The organism is Sphingobium sp. B10D7B, from assembly GCF_025961955.1.
Taxonomy (GTDB): Bacteria; Pseudomonadota; Alphaproteobacteria; order Sphingomonadales; family Sphingomonadaceae; genus Sphingobium.
In genome coordinates this window covers 1,728,312-1,740,971 of the sequence record NZ_JAOQOQ010000001.1, presented here as the reverse complement: position 1 = coordinate 1,740,971, position 12,660 = coordinate 1,728,312, and the positions used below count along the sequence as shown (strand labels likewise).

The window sequence follows — 12,660 nt, the reverse complement described above, 5'->3', positions numbered from 1 at the left end:
GGTCAAGCGCCTCCCAGCTCGGCTGGTACCGCGCCGACCATGCAAAGCTCATACTCGCCGATGCGGCGGTCCTTGCCCTCGCGGCGATAGACCAAACCGGCGACGATCTTGCCGCCGGCGTACTTGTAGAGCCGCATCGCCCGGCATGCTTCCACATAGCGCCCTGCGACAAACAGCCGCCGCACGCTCGAGCGCGCATAGGCCGAGATCCCGATGTTGGACGCGAATGTGGTGTGCGAAGCCCACTGCCAAGGCTCGCGATCGATCCCGGCCGCGCTGGCGCGCACCCCCTCACCAAAGTCCCGGTACTGGGCGAGGGTAATCTCACGGCACTCGGCCTCGGTGTAGGGGCGCATGGGAACGTGCGTGGCGCCGCCGCAGACGGTCCAGACCCCGACGAGATCCTTATAGGGGTTGAGCTTCATGCCCTCCCAGCTGATCCCGAAGGGCACGGCGATCGCCAGCATGGCGCTGGCCACGCCAGTCGCGAGCATCTTTGCGTCTGCCATCTATCGTCCTTTCCTCAGCCAGGCATTGAGCCGCGCGATCGTGGCGCGGGCGCGGCCGAGCTGGCGCTGGGTGGTGTCCATCTCGTAGATCCGCAGCGCCATCCAGATGATCGAGAGACTGGTGGCGATGGCTGGCAGCATCTCGATAAGGCCTCCAAAGGCGGTGGCGATCGCGCCGGCGTCGAAGCCGCGCTTGATGACGTCGTGTCGGTCGATCATGTTCATCGCCCCACCGCATCGTTGGCGTTTCCATCGCAGCGATAGAGCGCGACAAGGCCAGGCGAGGTGGGTGAGAGCGGCGCAGTCGGGCAGGTGTAGGACGATCCGCTGTAGCGCTCGATCTCCCATACCGCCCACTCGTCCACGGCGCCGCCGGTCAGATTGAAGCTCCCCATATGGGTTCGCAGCCCGAAGCGACCGCCTTGGGGCTGGATCTGAACTGCAGGGGCACTGATGTAATCACGCACGCCGGCTGTGCCTGACGTAATGTCGGTAAGATAGATCGCGAGCCCGTTCGGGCCAGCTTGCCAAGCGATATGGTAACGGCGCCCTGGCACCAGCGTCGTGGCGCCGGGACCGCCAGCGCCGGTCACGATTTTTCCGCTGCTGCTGAGGGCGATGAAGTTGGACCCCAAACCGCCGACCAAGACCTCGGTGGAACCTGGCAGGCTCGGGCAGGTGAAGAAGCCTTCAACCGTGATCGGCGAGAAGTATGGCGTCTTGCCGTTCCCGGACAAGGCGGTGCCGCCGGTCATTTCGTTGCCGAAGCTTGCAGCGCCGGCGCCATATGTCGCACCGGTCGGAACGAGGTCGAATGGGCTGGCAATAGCGACATAGCCGCCGGGAGGCGCGTTGGTGGCGCCTCCCGGTGTCGGCGCGGCAATGAGGACCGGCACCTGATTGGGCACCACCGTTCGGCCCACGGTGATGCCGTCCCCATCGGTGCGATCATCGCGAATGTTGTCGGCCGTCGCATCGTTCGGATCGTTGGGCCAATACATATACAGATCGAGCAGCTGGCCCACGCCGGGATCGTTCGCCAATGTGATCGACAAGGTGGTCTTGTTGACGACGCTGACAGCCGAAATAGGGTAGGCGTTGGCGCCAGGGTTGGCGTCATTGTCGCAGTATCCCGCCACAAACGCCCTGATCCTGTTGCCCGGCGTCCCGGTGAGCACGAGCGTGCTTTGGCCGACATCGCTCAGCGTGACCGTGATCGTCGTCCCGCTCCGCGAGGCCAAGAGAATGGCGGGGCCGTTAGCGCCCGATGCGCCCACTTCTGGTCGGGTCGCTCGGTGCATCGCGCGCGCCATGGTGACTGCCCCAGCCTGCGATTGGTGAACGCCATCCACCTGCTGGAAATCTTCCATGTGGACATAGGTGGCGCTGTTCGCAGAACACCAGTCGACCGCTCCCTTTCGCACGCGGTTGCGCTCATATGGCGTCCCCCACGTCGAGTTTTTGATGGTCGGGATGGTCCAGATGTACTTCGCATAGCCGGCACGGCTATTGAGAGCGGAGATCCCTGAAAACAGCATGTCGAGACCAGTGGCATACCCCGTAGCCGGCACGCCCGAGTTCGCATCCGAATGCCCCTGTCCCCAAATGAAGGCTTCGAAGGCGCCGCCAGCTCGGGCCAACATACCGGAGAACTGCGTGTAGTTGCCGCCGCCGGATAGGAATGAGTTGAGACTCGTGCCGCCCTGGCTGTGGCCGATCATACCGCAATTCACACCGAAGAGTGCGACTTGTCGGCGGAGGAACTCGCCACAGCCCACTGAGTTCGGGCCGGCGCCGTTGGCGAAGTCGCCCGGAACCTGCCAGGGCGCGGTTGCGGGCGCAGGCATATAGCTGTTGCCCTCCGAATAGGATGCCAGCACAGCGGTGTTCGGATCGATCGTGACGCCGAGCGATGCATAGGTTGCTGACTGGCCGTCCTGCCGTCCGAGCATGCGCGCCATGAGGGACTGCCCCGCGCCGCCGACAAGGCGTCCCATGCCCACCTGCACACTGCCGAGCTGCCAGCTGCCGTCGGCGCCTTTGAGATCGACGAAAAACCACCCAAGGCGCGCGTCGATACCGCTCACGTCGATGTAGCTGGCACCGTTGGCGATGGTGCCGGCCGTCCACTCGGCTTGAAGGATCGTCGTGCCGTCAGCCGCAGAGCGGATGCGCGCACCGATCGTACCCGCCGTCACCGTGCCGGACAACGGCACGCGGATCGTGCCCGCGCCCTTGCCCTGGCCGCCGCCCGCTGTCGTGGTGCGCTGATAGATGCGCTTGTCGTCATAGGCCGGGAACTGAGAGAGAATGAACCCGGCCGTATAGCTCGCAACGGGCGCAACGGGCGTAGCGTTGGCGACGTTCGACCACGTGGTCTGCTGGCCGACACTGTTCACTGCTGCGCCGCGGAAATTATACGCCTGTCCGTTCGCTAGGCCGGTGATTGTGGCTCCCGTGACGCCGGAAGTGCCATCTGCGAATGTCGTCCAGGTCGACGAAGCGGCGAGCTTGTACTGATAGACATAGTCTGTGATCGGCGACCCGCCATCTGAAGGCGCGTCGAAGGAAAGCACGGCCTGGCCATTGCCTGCCGCCGCAGCAAGCCCGGAAATGACCGCCGGCACCGTGGGGTTGACCGGCCCGACAGGGTTGCCGTCGTTGGAGCCGCTACCGCCCGGTCCAGACGCTAGCTGGCGCGGTCCGACCAGCGCTCCGAGATCGTCGATCGTCAGCACATACGTCACTCCTGTTGCGCCGGAAATCAGCGCGCCGTCTCTGAGCCAGCGCCATCCGGCATGATCACCATTGAGGATTGTTCCGCCGGTGGCGGTCAGCACATCGCCGACGCGCGGCGGGGATCCAGCGCCGCTTACGGTGGGCGGACTTGTCCAGCTCGGCGCCGGTGTCGGGGTGGGCGGGGTGAAGCTGGCGCCGACGTCGCCGATCGGCTCCAGGTCGACGACATTCGCCTGCCACTGGAAGCCGGCATTGGCGCGCGCCCATATGGTCCCGATGTCGCCGATCAGCGGCCCGAAGTAGATCCTGTTCTGCCGTTGCGCATGCGGATCCGGATCGGTCACAAGCAGGATTGGATCGGTCGCGCCGACCGCCGCAAGGATCGGGTCGATGAGATTCTCGATTTCGTCGCGATACAACGAGGCGAAGGACAGGCCTGTGCTGCGCAGCTTCAGGCCACGGCGACGAAGAAGAACCGCCCTGGTCGACCATTCGGCCTTGCCGTGATCGCGGATGCCGAACGCGGCGCCGAAGGAAAAATTGCGCTCCGGCTGCAGGCGCTGCCCGATCACCACGCGTGCAACCGTAACCGGCGTGTTGTTCGCCGGCGTCGTGATCGTGACGCGCCAGTAGCGAGCTGCGCTAGGTCCGGTCGCGGGCTTTTCCCAATAGGCGCGGCCACGTCCGCTCGGGAACATGACGCTGCCGGCGAGGAGGGGAACCGCCGGCCAAGCGTGGCTGGCGCCGGTAAACGCACCTTGTGCGTTGGTCGCGGCACTCACCTGCAGCAGCCAGTTGCTTGCCGCGCCGGAGAGGCCCAGCAGGGCAATAGTGTCAGCCGGTAGATCTTCCCGCAGGTCGACGATGAAGGACTGACTGGCGGCCCCGGCCGCCTGCCCCTTCCACACCATGCCGAGCCAGTCGTTGGCGATATTGGATGGCTGATACCCGGGTAGGCTGTTCGTCCCGCTCAGGACGGCGACCGGCAGCGGCCGCATGATCATTGCGTTGCTCATCGGTCGGTTCTCGCGATGTTTGCTTAGGGGAGGTGGTAGGGCAGGTCGCTGCGATCCCGGCATTGCGGATCGCTCCCGCCAGAGGTGCGTTTTCGGAGGCTTATTCGCTCGGCGGCCAACCGACGAAAATGTCGATTGCCATCAAGGCTGTGAAACTCGCGCCAGGGTCACGCAGGGCAGCTTCCTTAGCTTGTCGGACGGCCATTTTGGCTTGGAAGCCCCTGTCCATTGCGTAGCCCATGTCTTCCAATTCTGTGAGACTGTGCGGCACTTGCGATCGGTCCCACATCGTCCAGTTGACGGAAGGTACCGGTTCGCCCCGCCTGATCGCGCCGTTCAGATATCGCAGGGTGCTGTCGACGCGAGACTGCGCCTGATCATCGCAGCAAATCCGGCCGAGCGGCGATGGACAGCCGGCCTCAACCTCCAGCGCAAATTGCCTCGACAGCTGTGCAAGCAAGGCATCGCGAACGTCCTCAGCCGTCCAGTTTGCGTTTTTGATCCAGGCAGACTGATCGACCGGAACCCCTTTTAATCCATCCGTGAACTGCTGGCTTCCAAAGTCGCCTGATATGCCGTGTCCCTTGCTCACGACACTGCCAGAAGCATCGGACCACACGAGCCAGAACTCTCGCTCCGGTGTCATCTTTTCACCTCTCCATAACGAAGATTGGATCCGCCCAGAACGGTGAGCGCGTTGACGAAGTCGCCGCCATTGTTCGTGTAGAGGAGCTGCCACGTGTGGGTGCCGGCAGCGAACCCGCCCAGGCTGATGCCCCAGCTGAACGGCATCCCAAATCCGGGGCCCGTTCCGCCAGCTCGCATCGGCACGACATATTGAAAGAGTGGCACATTATAACCGAAATACGGGTCGAAGGTTTCTGCTGCGGTGCGCAGAACAACAGTGCCGTTCAGATCGTCATTGGTCTGAACGAACAACGTGACATCAAAGTCGAGGTCAGATGCGGATTCGATCTTCGTCTTGGTGAGCGTCATCAAGGTTTGCGTAGCAAAGCGAGCCACCGTCACGCCCGACACCATCTGGACTGAGCCTTTGTCGGTCACCGAATTCCCGGCAATTTTGATGGTGTTGACTTCGAGGTTGCCGATTTTCGCGTTCACGACGACGGCGTTGCCGAGGAATGCGCTGTCAGCGACGACGTCGAGCGCTGAAATGGCGCCGAGGATCCGCTCCCAGTCGCCGCCCGTCCACCGGAACCATTGTTTTGACGTTGGGCGGTACCAGGTCTGTGAGACGAACTGGCCAGAGCCTGGATGGTCATCCTGCACGAAGCCGATCGCCGAAGCGCCGGCAGGTCCAGCGGCGCCGGGCGCCCCATTTTGGGCGAGAATGCGCGGCGTGCTCCAGTCAGAGGCCTCGACCGTATCGGTTGCGAGCTTCGAGCGTGCGGTCGCCGATATCATGTACAGCGGCTCGTCGCCTGGCGGCGGCTCTTGTGACCAGCCGTTATTATGACCTGTGAGAACACCGGTCGCGAACGTGTAGGTAGCGACCGTGGACGGGGGAGGAGGAGTGCTGGACGCTCGCCTGAAGAGGAACACGACCGCTGTATTGTAACCGTCGACGCCCGGCGGCCCCTCTGGCCCGGGATCGCCCGGAAGGCCACGTACCGCACTCTCCAGAATCGCGACAGTCACGCTCGCAGCGTAGAACAGCGCATCGAGTTCCGGCCCGTTTACGGGGCTGTCGACGCCGGAATTATCCCAGTCGGGCGTGATTGCCTCGAGGAAGTCGAGCAATGCCTCCATGTCGGCCTGTGCGGTAGCGCGTTCGGATGCTGCCACGCCGAGATCCGCAGCCTTGTCATAGGCGGCGGTGAATCGGGTGGTGAGCGAGTCATGCTCGCGCGTGAGGCCTTGCTTGTCGGCGCCGGCGGTCAGCCATCCGTCCGACGTGATGCGGCCGATACGCACGCTCGCTGCGTCCGCTGCTTCCTGGGCCGCGATCGCGGCGGCCAGTGCCGGGTCGTTCAGTGCCATTTCGCCAAGGGTGTGAACGCGATTGGTCACCGCGGCCTTCTGCGCCAGGCGCCAATAGGGCGTGCTGACCGACATCTGCTCCACCGTTGCGACCGGCGGCCAGCTGCTGCCATCCGAGGCGAGCGTGCCGATCGGCGTCCCGATCTGCACCGCCTTCACGCGCAGGCGGCCGAGCCAGTCGATCAGAGCCGTGGCATTGACGCTCTGCGCAATGCTCAGAATGACATCGCGGGCGGTGGTCTGCGAGGTGAGCGCCAGGGACAAATTGTAGGGGCAGGCGGCATCGAGGGCGTCGAGATCCGCAACCACGACGCGGTCCAGCTTCCCGAGGCGCTCGGCGATGCGATAGATGATCGACCCGGGCCGGCGCACCCAGGCGCGCGCGCCGCCATTATCGCCCAGCGCATGGAAGGTGAGCAGGCCGGCCGGCGGTGCGCCGAGCCGGACCAGGCCGAGCGTCGCGCACGTGGCCCAGTCGCCATTGGCGATCGTCGCCGCCTTAAGCGCGGCAAAGCTGGCATAGTTGGCCGCCGGCGGTCCGAGACGGCTGAGGCGGTCGAACGCCATCTGGCCGCCCGCCATGCTGCCGCCGCTGAGCTGGTAGATATTGTCGACCGGGTCGATCAGGACGCCCTCGACGAAGCGCGGCGATCCGATCAGCCAGGGGATGACATTGCCCTTGAGCTCGATGCTGCCCTGGACGCCGCCGGTGCCGGCATAGGTATCGAGCAGGGGCTCATCCAGCCAAGCGTCATCGCAGCCGATCGACAAGGGTACGGCACCTTCGCCGCTGGGAGGCTGCTCGCGCACGCGGCCGTCAAAGATCAGCGTGTAACTGCTCCAGGAGGCGCCGATCTCGCCCTGCCACAGGCGCACGCGGCCATCGTAGAGGTCCAGCGCGGGCAATTCGGGCCAAGCTGCGAGCTGGACGGCGAGCTCGCCAGTCGGTGCCGTCAGCTGGCTGCCAAATGAACCGTCGAAGATATCGTAGCGCAGCTTGGGGAGACGCGCGATCGCCGGCCGCCAGCTGGCACCGTCCAGATGGCAGACGCGTTCGTCGTCGACATTGGAAAGCCGCAGAGTAGTCGGCGTCGCACCCGACCAGGCATCGATCCTGCAGACGGTCGCCTTCATCCGAACAGCTCCAGGGTGCTCATCTCTTCCTCGAGATCGATCTCGAGGCGGCCGACTATCATCGTGGTGTCGACCAGCTGCTCGTCATCGGTCAGGCGGAAGCAGGGCACGCCGCCATCGAGGCTGACGTCCAGGACCGCGGCGATCTTGACGGCGAACCGCCGGCGCCCCTGCTGTCCGATCAGCGCGGCCCGCGCATTGAGGATTGTCTCGGTGTCGGCTGCGCTGTCGCAATAGCCCTCGGCCGGCGCCTTCTGGCCGTCCCGAGCCGTGGGAAAGCGGTCCAGCAGCGCGGTGTCGGACACGATGACGATCGCCGCCGCCCGCGATGAAGCGGCGACGTCTTCAGGAAGTGCGGCCATGGATCCTCGTCAATATCCGCGTTGGGCTTGCCACCAGGCATCGAGGTTGCCGCCGCCGCCGGCGATCTGCTTCAGCAACTGGGTCTGTTCGGCCAGCATGGAGCTCTGCTGCTCGAGGATGTTGGCGGTCGCTTCGCTGTTTTTCGCGATCGCCTTCTCGAACGGGTTTTCGGTGCCGGTACCGGTGTTGGCGTTCTGCTTGTCGATCGCGCTGATCGCCTGCTCGGTGAGCTTGGTGATCATGTCATACTGGGCGAAATACTCTTTGGTCGAGCCGTTGATGTCCCGCTCGATCTGCAGGAAGGTCTGGGCGGCCTCCTGGAACTTGGCGGTGTCGACGTTCTTGCCGGCGTTGATGTCAGTGATGAACGGATCCAGCGCGGCCCGGGCATTGGCCTGCTGCTCGCGCAGCGACAGGGGCGAATTGCTGCCTGCCTTCAGCGACTGCAGGAAGTCCTTCAGTGCATCGGTGGCGACGCCGGCCGCCTTGACCGCCTCGTCGCGCTGCAGTTTGTAAAGCTGCTCGAGCTGCCGCATTTCCTCGTCGGTTGCGCCGGCTTCCTTGGCGATCTTCACCAGCTGCTTGAACTTGAGGTTTACCTCGTCCAGCGCGGCGCCGACCGGGTCGGTGTAGCGCTTCAGATCCTTGAACGCCTGTTCGAAGCTCAGCGCCTTACTCAGGCCGGTCTCGATATCTCCAGCCTCTCGCAGCAGCTTCTGGGTGCCTTCGCGGACGCCCTTGATCGCGCCGTCCTGCAGGGCGTTGAGCACCGCGAGCCGCATGGCCGTCTCCGGATCCTCGCCATCGTAGAGCAGCTCGATTCCCGGTGTGCGTGACGGGTGCTTGTTCCCGACCGCATTGGTCGCGGTGCCGGCAACGCGGTAATAGCTGCCGCGCTGTCCAAAGCTGACGGCGTATTGGCCCACTTCGGCGCCGAGCTGGTCGGCGATGCGCTGAATATTCTGCTGCAGCCCCTTCGACATGCCCGTGAGGGAATCGATGACGCCGGCGTCCTTGGTGCCGGAAATCACCGGGTTCGTGGTGTTGGCTGTCACGGTGGTCGAGCCCATCGGCGTCTTTTTGAATAGCCCGCCGATCACGCCGCCCAGCAGCCCGCCGGCGATCGACCCCAGCGGCCCTGCTATCGAGCTGAGGGTCTTGCCGAGCACGTCCGTCAGCGGCTTCTCGAGCCGCTTGCCGATCTCCCCGCCGATCGCGCCACCGAATGCACCGCCAAGGCTGTTGCCGCCGGCCATGCGCGCGGTCGCCGCACCCACGCTGGCATTGCCGCTGATCTCGCGGAGCGTCGCCTTGCTATTGTCGGAAAGGCTATCCCATTTGCCCATCGCCAGCTCTGCAGCGGTCTTGGCGATCGACCCCATGCCGATCCGCTCAAACCGTTCCCAGATCGAGTCCACGCCGTTACTGAACAGATCCTCGAACTCGGTGGCGAGCCGACCAAGCTCCTCATTGGCCTTGTCGACGCGGATGCCGACATCGACCGAGATTTCGTTGGCCAGATCCTTGAGTTCTGCCTGGAGGCGGCGCTTGTCGATCGCCTGCTGCAATGGCGCGAGCTGCTGGGGCGTGGCTGTCGGAAACTGGCGGACGATGCGCAGATACTCGGCTGCTGCATCGGCCGCATGTTCGCCATGCCGCGCGCGGATCTCCTCCAGGCGCGCGGCCTCCTCCATGTGCTTGAGCTCTTCGTCCAACTCCCTCTGTGGCCGGCGGCCTGGCGCATTGCTGATGAGATCGCGGGCCTTCTCGATCTGATCCAGTAGCTGCTCGTAATTCGGAGGCTTCTTGAGTGCGAAATCATTGGCCAGGTCGTCGAGCTCGCGCAGCGCACGCTGCGTTTGCTGCAGCTCGCTCGGCATGTCGGTGAAACGGTCGGTGATGTTGGCGATCCGCTTCGCTGCGTCCTCGCCGCGTTCGGCCAGGCGCTGCGTCGCAGCTGCCGCGTTTCGCATCGCCGGCGTCTTCTTGTTGAGTGCCTCGATCTCGCGGTCGTGCGCTTTGGCCACGGCCGTACTTGCCGCAGCATAGTGCTCCTGCCGGATGATGCCCAGCTGGTACTGCTGATCCAGCATGTCCTGCGCAGCCTGCCGGCGTTCATCCGCCGCCTTTCGAGGATCTGTTTGCGCGTCGATCTGTCGCCGAAGCACAGGGATCTCGGTTTGACGGAGCAGCTTTTCTGCCTTCGTCTGTGCGCTCGCTAGGTCCTTGATCTGCTGATCAACATTGCCCATCGACTGGCGAAGGGCGAACTGAGCAGAGTCGGCACCGATGCCGCCGGTCAAGGCAGCGAAGTTGGACTGTTCTGTTGCCTTCAGCGCTTCGAGGGTTGCGATTGCCTGCTCGCGCTGCGCCTTCGCCGCTTCGACTGCCCGAGCGGCATTGCGAACGGCCTGTTCTTCCATCGCTCTCGCACTCACCAGCTGCTTACGCTGGGCTGCCTCGAGCTCATCGATCGCGGCGATGAGGTCGCGCACGCTCATGCTCTGGAAGTCGATAGCCTGGGTCAGATCGAGAGCGCCTTTGCGCGCTTCCTCCGCTGCGTCGCCCGAGCTCAACAGCCCTTCGACCAACATCCCCACCATGGGAATGGCAACGCCAAGAGCGACGCCAAAGCCGCCACCCAAGAATCGGGTGAACTTGCCAAACTTCGTATTAGCGCTCTCCGCGCCATTCCCCATCATTTGCAGCGCGCCGATCAGCTGGGGCAGCTGCTGGGAGGCCGCGCGGATCGCACTCGTCCCGCCGGCAACCTGCACCCAAAAATCCTGGAATTGGAAGCCGACCTGCTGGAGGCCGTTGCGCTGCGCACCGGAGGCTTGCGCCATATCGCGCTGGGCGTCCGCAGTCTGGCCCAGCTCTGCCTGCAGCAGCTCCAGCGCCTGGACTTCCTCGCGCGCGGCACGGGCCTGCCGCTCATACTTTGTGGCCACGTTCTGAGCTGCGGCAATCTCGAGCTGCTGAGCGCGCGTCACGACCCCGCTGGCGCGGTTAAGCGCCTCTTTCGCTGCAGCGAGGGCGCGGGCCTTTGTCGCCTGCTGCTCCATCGCCACTGCGCCGGCGCGAAGGCCCGGCAGATCGAGGTCGAGGATGCCGGCGTCGGGCGTGACCTTCAGCGCGCGCTTGAAGGTGTTCTCGATCTTGCGCTCGACGGCGCGCAGACCGGGATCGAGCGCGCGATCAAGCTTGGCGCCGGCTTCGGCGCCGGCGGCCTCCATTGCGGGGCCGAGCCCGGCAGTCAGCTTCTTGACGCTTGAGGACAGCGCCTCGCCATTCAGCTGCAGGCGCCCATTGATGTCGAACTGCATGGGGCCTCCGGATCAGCTCTCGCGCGTGCCATCGATGGCGGTGCGCAGGCGGTTCATGCGCCGCGTGAAATTGTCGCGGAGCATGCGGCCGCGTCGCTCGACGGCCGGCTCGATCGAGAATTTGTTGGCAAAGCGCTGGGCTGGGATGAGGATGAAGATCGGCAGGGTTTCGGTTGCGGCCCCACTGTAGGCGCCGCCCTGTCGGCGTGATGTAGCAGCGCGGGATCCCCGCCCGTTGCGGGCGCGATAGCGGTGTTCGGCCACAAGAAGCGAGGGCTTGCCCCCGCCGCGGTAGACGAAGACGAGCCGTTGGCCATTGCGCCGCTCCCATTCGCCTGGCGAGAGATCCCGGGAGCGGGTGTTGACGCCGGCATGCTCGGTTGGGATCGCGAGATAGAATCCGCCCTTGGACCTGTTGACGCCCGCCTGCGACCAGAAGGTCATCGCCCCCCGGGTGCGGGATCCACCGTTGACGAACACCTCGCCCGCCGGCGAGGCAGCGAGGCGGGATCCGCGCGGGAAGGTGGCGCTCTTCCATGCGCGCCAGAGATTGCCGCCGGCGGCTTCGCGCGTAAGGTCCTCCAGGTCGCGTTCGAGGCCGCGCGTCTCGGCGCGGACGGCGGCCGTTGCCTGGGTAAGGATTGCACGCACGACCAGGTCGGCCGAACGGTCGATCTCACGCTGATCTAGCCTGAGTTCGATCGAGGGCATGGGCTCAATCCTTTGTCGCGGTCATGTCATCGAGGGCCGCGAAGCAGTCCATCAGGGCCGCTGGCTGTTCTTGCCATCCGCCGGTGCAGGGGAGCGGCGCGGCGCCGCGCATGCCGAACGGTCCGAAGGCGGTCTGCATGCGGGCGCGAAGCCACAGGTCCACCACGAACAGCGCCCAGCGCGGGACTGTCAGTCGAGGGTTTTCGGCGTAATGCTGTCCGTCGATGACCCATCCGCCGGGGTATCTGCGCCCGAATTCGAAGTCCCCGGGTCGTCGGCGGATTTCGAGGGCGCATCGGAGTTTTTTCGTTCGACCGCTCCATGCTGTAGCCGCCAGGCCTGCGCGCCGGCGGCCCGCAGGGTGGTGGACGGGATGCCTGCGAGCGAGTCGAGCTCCACCAGCTTGTCGATGCCGCGCTTGAAGGGCGTCGCGATATTCTCCCAACCGATGCAGAAGCGCCGGAAGGCGACGATCGGAATCATCTGGCTGCGGCGCTGCTGCTGGGCGAGCAGCAGCTTGTAGGGCGGCCAGTGGAGCGCGAGCAGCGCCAGGGCCTCAGACAGGACGGCTTGGTCGCGGTCACTGATCGTTTCGCCGCTATGGGCGGTCTGGGCGAGCAGGATGAGCTCCTCGCTGCCTTCGCCGCCAAGCTCGCGCAAACCCGTGACGCATGCGTCCTCCAGCTCCCACGGCCAGACGGTGCCGGCGAGATGTTCGCTCGCCAGCTCGGCTTCCATGAGCTCGCGCTCGAGGACGTTACCGGCGCGCAGCAGGAAGATGGGCGGCCTTTCCTCCTGCTTGAGCCATTCGGGGGTGTAGCGCAGGGCGGCAGAGGCCGCAGTCGATGTCACAATCGTCAT

11 protein-coding genes are annotated in these 12,660 nt (G+C 65.0%); 1 reads left to right on the top strand and 10 read right to left on the bottom strand.

Annotation, left to right across the window (positions count from 1 at the left end):
- Window positions 1-2: 2 nt before the first annotated feature.
- From M2331_RS08265 to M2331_RS08235, 7 genes are all read right to left on the bottom strand, one after another.
- Window positions 3-509: a glycoside hydrolase family protein gene (locus tag M2331_RS08265; protein ID WP_181559839.1), complete on the bottom strand. Its 507-nt coding sequence runs from the start codon at window positions 507-509 to the stop codon at window positions 3-5.
- A complete protein-coding gene (locus M2331_RS08260) occupies window positions 510-728 on the bottom strand; it encodes a hypothetical protein (RefSeq protein ID WP_181559838.1) in 219 nt (72 codons plus the stop codon).
- Window positions 729-730: 2 nt separating this feature from the next.
- Window positions 731-4,252: a fibronectin type III domain-containing protein gene (locus tag M2331_RS08255; RefSeq protein ID WP_181559837.1), complete on the bottom strand. Its 3,522-nt coding sequence runs from the start codon at window positions 4,250-4,252 to the stop codon at window positions 731-733.
- Between the two features lie 112 nt (window positions 4,253-4,364).
- Complete coding sequence (locus M2331_RS08250; protein ID WP_181559836.1) at window positions 4,365-4,910, bottom strand: hypothetical protein; 546 nt, start codon at window positions 4,908-4,910, stop codon at window positions 4,365-4,367.
- Complete coding sequence (locus tag M2331_RS08245; protein ID WP_181559835.1) at window positions 4,907-7,399, bottom strand: hypothetical protein; 2,493 nt, start codon at window positions 7,397-7,399, stop codon at window positions 4,907-4,909. The genes M2331_RS08250 and M2331_RS08245 overlap by 4 nt, the downstream gene beginning before the upstream one ends.
- Window positions 7,396-7,761 carry a hypothetical protein gene (locus tag M2331_RS08240; protein ID WP_181559834.1) on the bottom strand — a complete coding sequence of 122 codons (366 nt, stop codon included), beginning with the start codon at window positions 7,759-7,761 and terminating at the stop codon, window positions 7,396-7,398. The genes M2331_RS08245 and M2331_RS08240 overlap by 4 nt, the downstream gene beginning before the upstream one ends.
- Before the next feature lie 9 nt (window positions 7,762-7,770).
- On the bottom strand, window positions 7,771-10,464 hold the full coding sequence (locus M2331_RS08235; RefSeq protein ID WP_264592336.1) for a hypothetical protein: 2,694 nt from the start codon (window positions 10,462-10,464) through the stop codon (window positions 7,771-7,773).
- Between M2331_RS08235 and M2331_RS08230 the strand changes: the two genes are divergently transcribed.
- Window positions 10,465-11,037, top strand: a complete 573-nt coding sequence (locus M2331_RS08230; protein ID WP_264592335.1) for a hypothetical protein — start codon at window positions 10,465-10,467, stop codon at window positions 11,035-11,037. It abuts the gene before it with no gap.
- A 63-nt stretch (window positions 11,038-11,100) separates the two neighbouring features.
- Here M2331_RS08230 and M2331_RS08225 read toward each other — a convergent pair whose 3' ends face one another.
- From M2331_RS08225 to M2331_RS08215, 3 genes are read right to left on the bottom strand one after another with little or no spacing between them, the layout of a single operon-like run.
- Window positions 11,101-11,799 carry a DUF6441 family protein gene (locus tag M2331_RS08225; RefSeq protein ID WP_181559831.1) on the bottom strand — a complete coding sequence of 233 codons (699 nt, stop codon included), beginning with the start codon at window positions 11,797-11,799 and terminating at the stop codon, window positions 11,101-11,103.
- A 4-nt stretch (window positions 11,800-11,803) separates the two neighbouring features.
- A complete protein-coding gene (locus M2331_RS08220) occupies window positions 11,804-11,938 on the bottom strand; it encodes a hypothetical protein (RefSeq protein ID WP_264592334.1) in 135 nt (44 codons plus the stop codon).
- A 50-nt stretch (window positions 11,939-11,988) separates the two neighbouring features.
- The gene (locus M2331_RS08215) at window positions 11,989-12,660 is read right to left on the bottom strand and encodes a hypothetical protein (RefSeq protein WP_181559830.1); all 672 of its coding nucleotides are present in this window, start codon (window positions 12,658-12,660) and stop codon (window positions 11,989-11,991) included.

Excerpts from the sequence above, each read along its gene's own strand:
- M2331_RS08265 (WP_181559839.1), bottom strand. The coding sequence starts at position 509 with ATGGCAGACGCAAAGATGCTCGCGACTGGCGTGGCCAGCGCCATGCTG.
- M2331_RS08260 (WP_181559838.1), bottom strand. The coding sequence starts at position 728 with ATGATCGACCGACACGACGTCATCAAGCGCGGCTTCGACGCCGGCGCG.
- M2331_RS08255 (WP_181559837.1), bottom strand. The coding sequence starts at position 4,252 with ATGATCATGCGGCCGCTGCCGGTCGCCGTCCTGAGCGGGACGAACAGC.
- M2331_RS08250 (WP_181559836.1), bottom strand. The coding sequence starts at position 4,910 with ATGACACCGGAGCGAGAGTTCTGGCTCGTGTGGTCCGATGCTTCTGGC.
- M2331_RS08245 (WP_181559835.1), bottom strand. The coding sequence starts at position 7,399 with ATGAAGGCGACCGTCTGCAGGATCGATGCCTGGTCGGGTGCGACGCCG.
- M2331_RS08240 (WP_181559834.1), bottom strand. The coding sequence starts at position 7,761 with ATGGCCGCACTTCCTGAAGACGTCGCCGCTTCATCGCGGGCGGCGGCG.
- M2331_RS08235 (WP_264592336.1), bottom strand. The coding sequence starts at position 10,464 with ATGATGGGGAATGGCGCGGAGAGCGCTAATACGAAGTTTGGCAAGTTC.
- M2331_RS08225 (WP_181559831.1), bottom strand. The coding sequence starts at position 11,799 with ATGCCCTCGATCGAACTCAGGCTAGATCAGCGTGAGATCGACCGTTCG.
- M2331_RS08220 (WP_264592334.1), bottom strand. The coding sequence starts at position 11,938 with ATGCAGACCGCCTTCGGACCGTTCGGCATGCGCGGCGCCGCGCCGCTC.
- M2331_RS08215 (WP_181559830.1), bottom strand. The coding sequence starts at position 12,660 with ATGACGATTGTGACATCGACTGCGGCCTCTGCCGCCCTGCGCTACACC.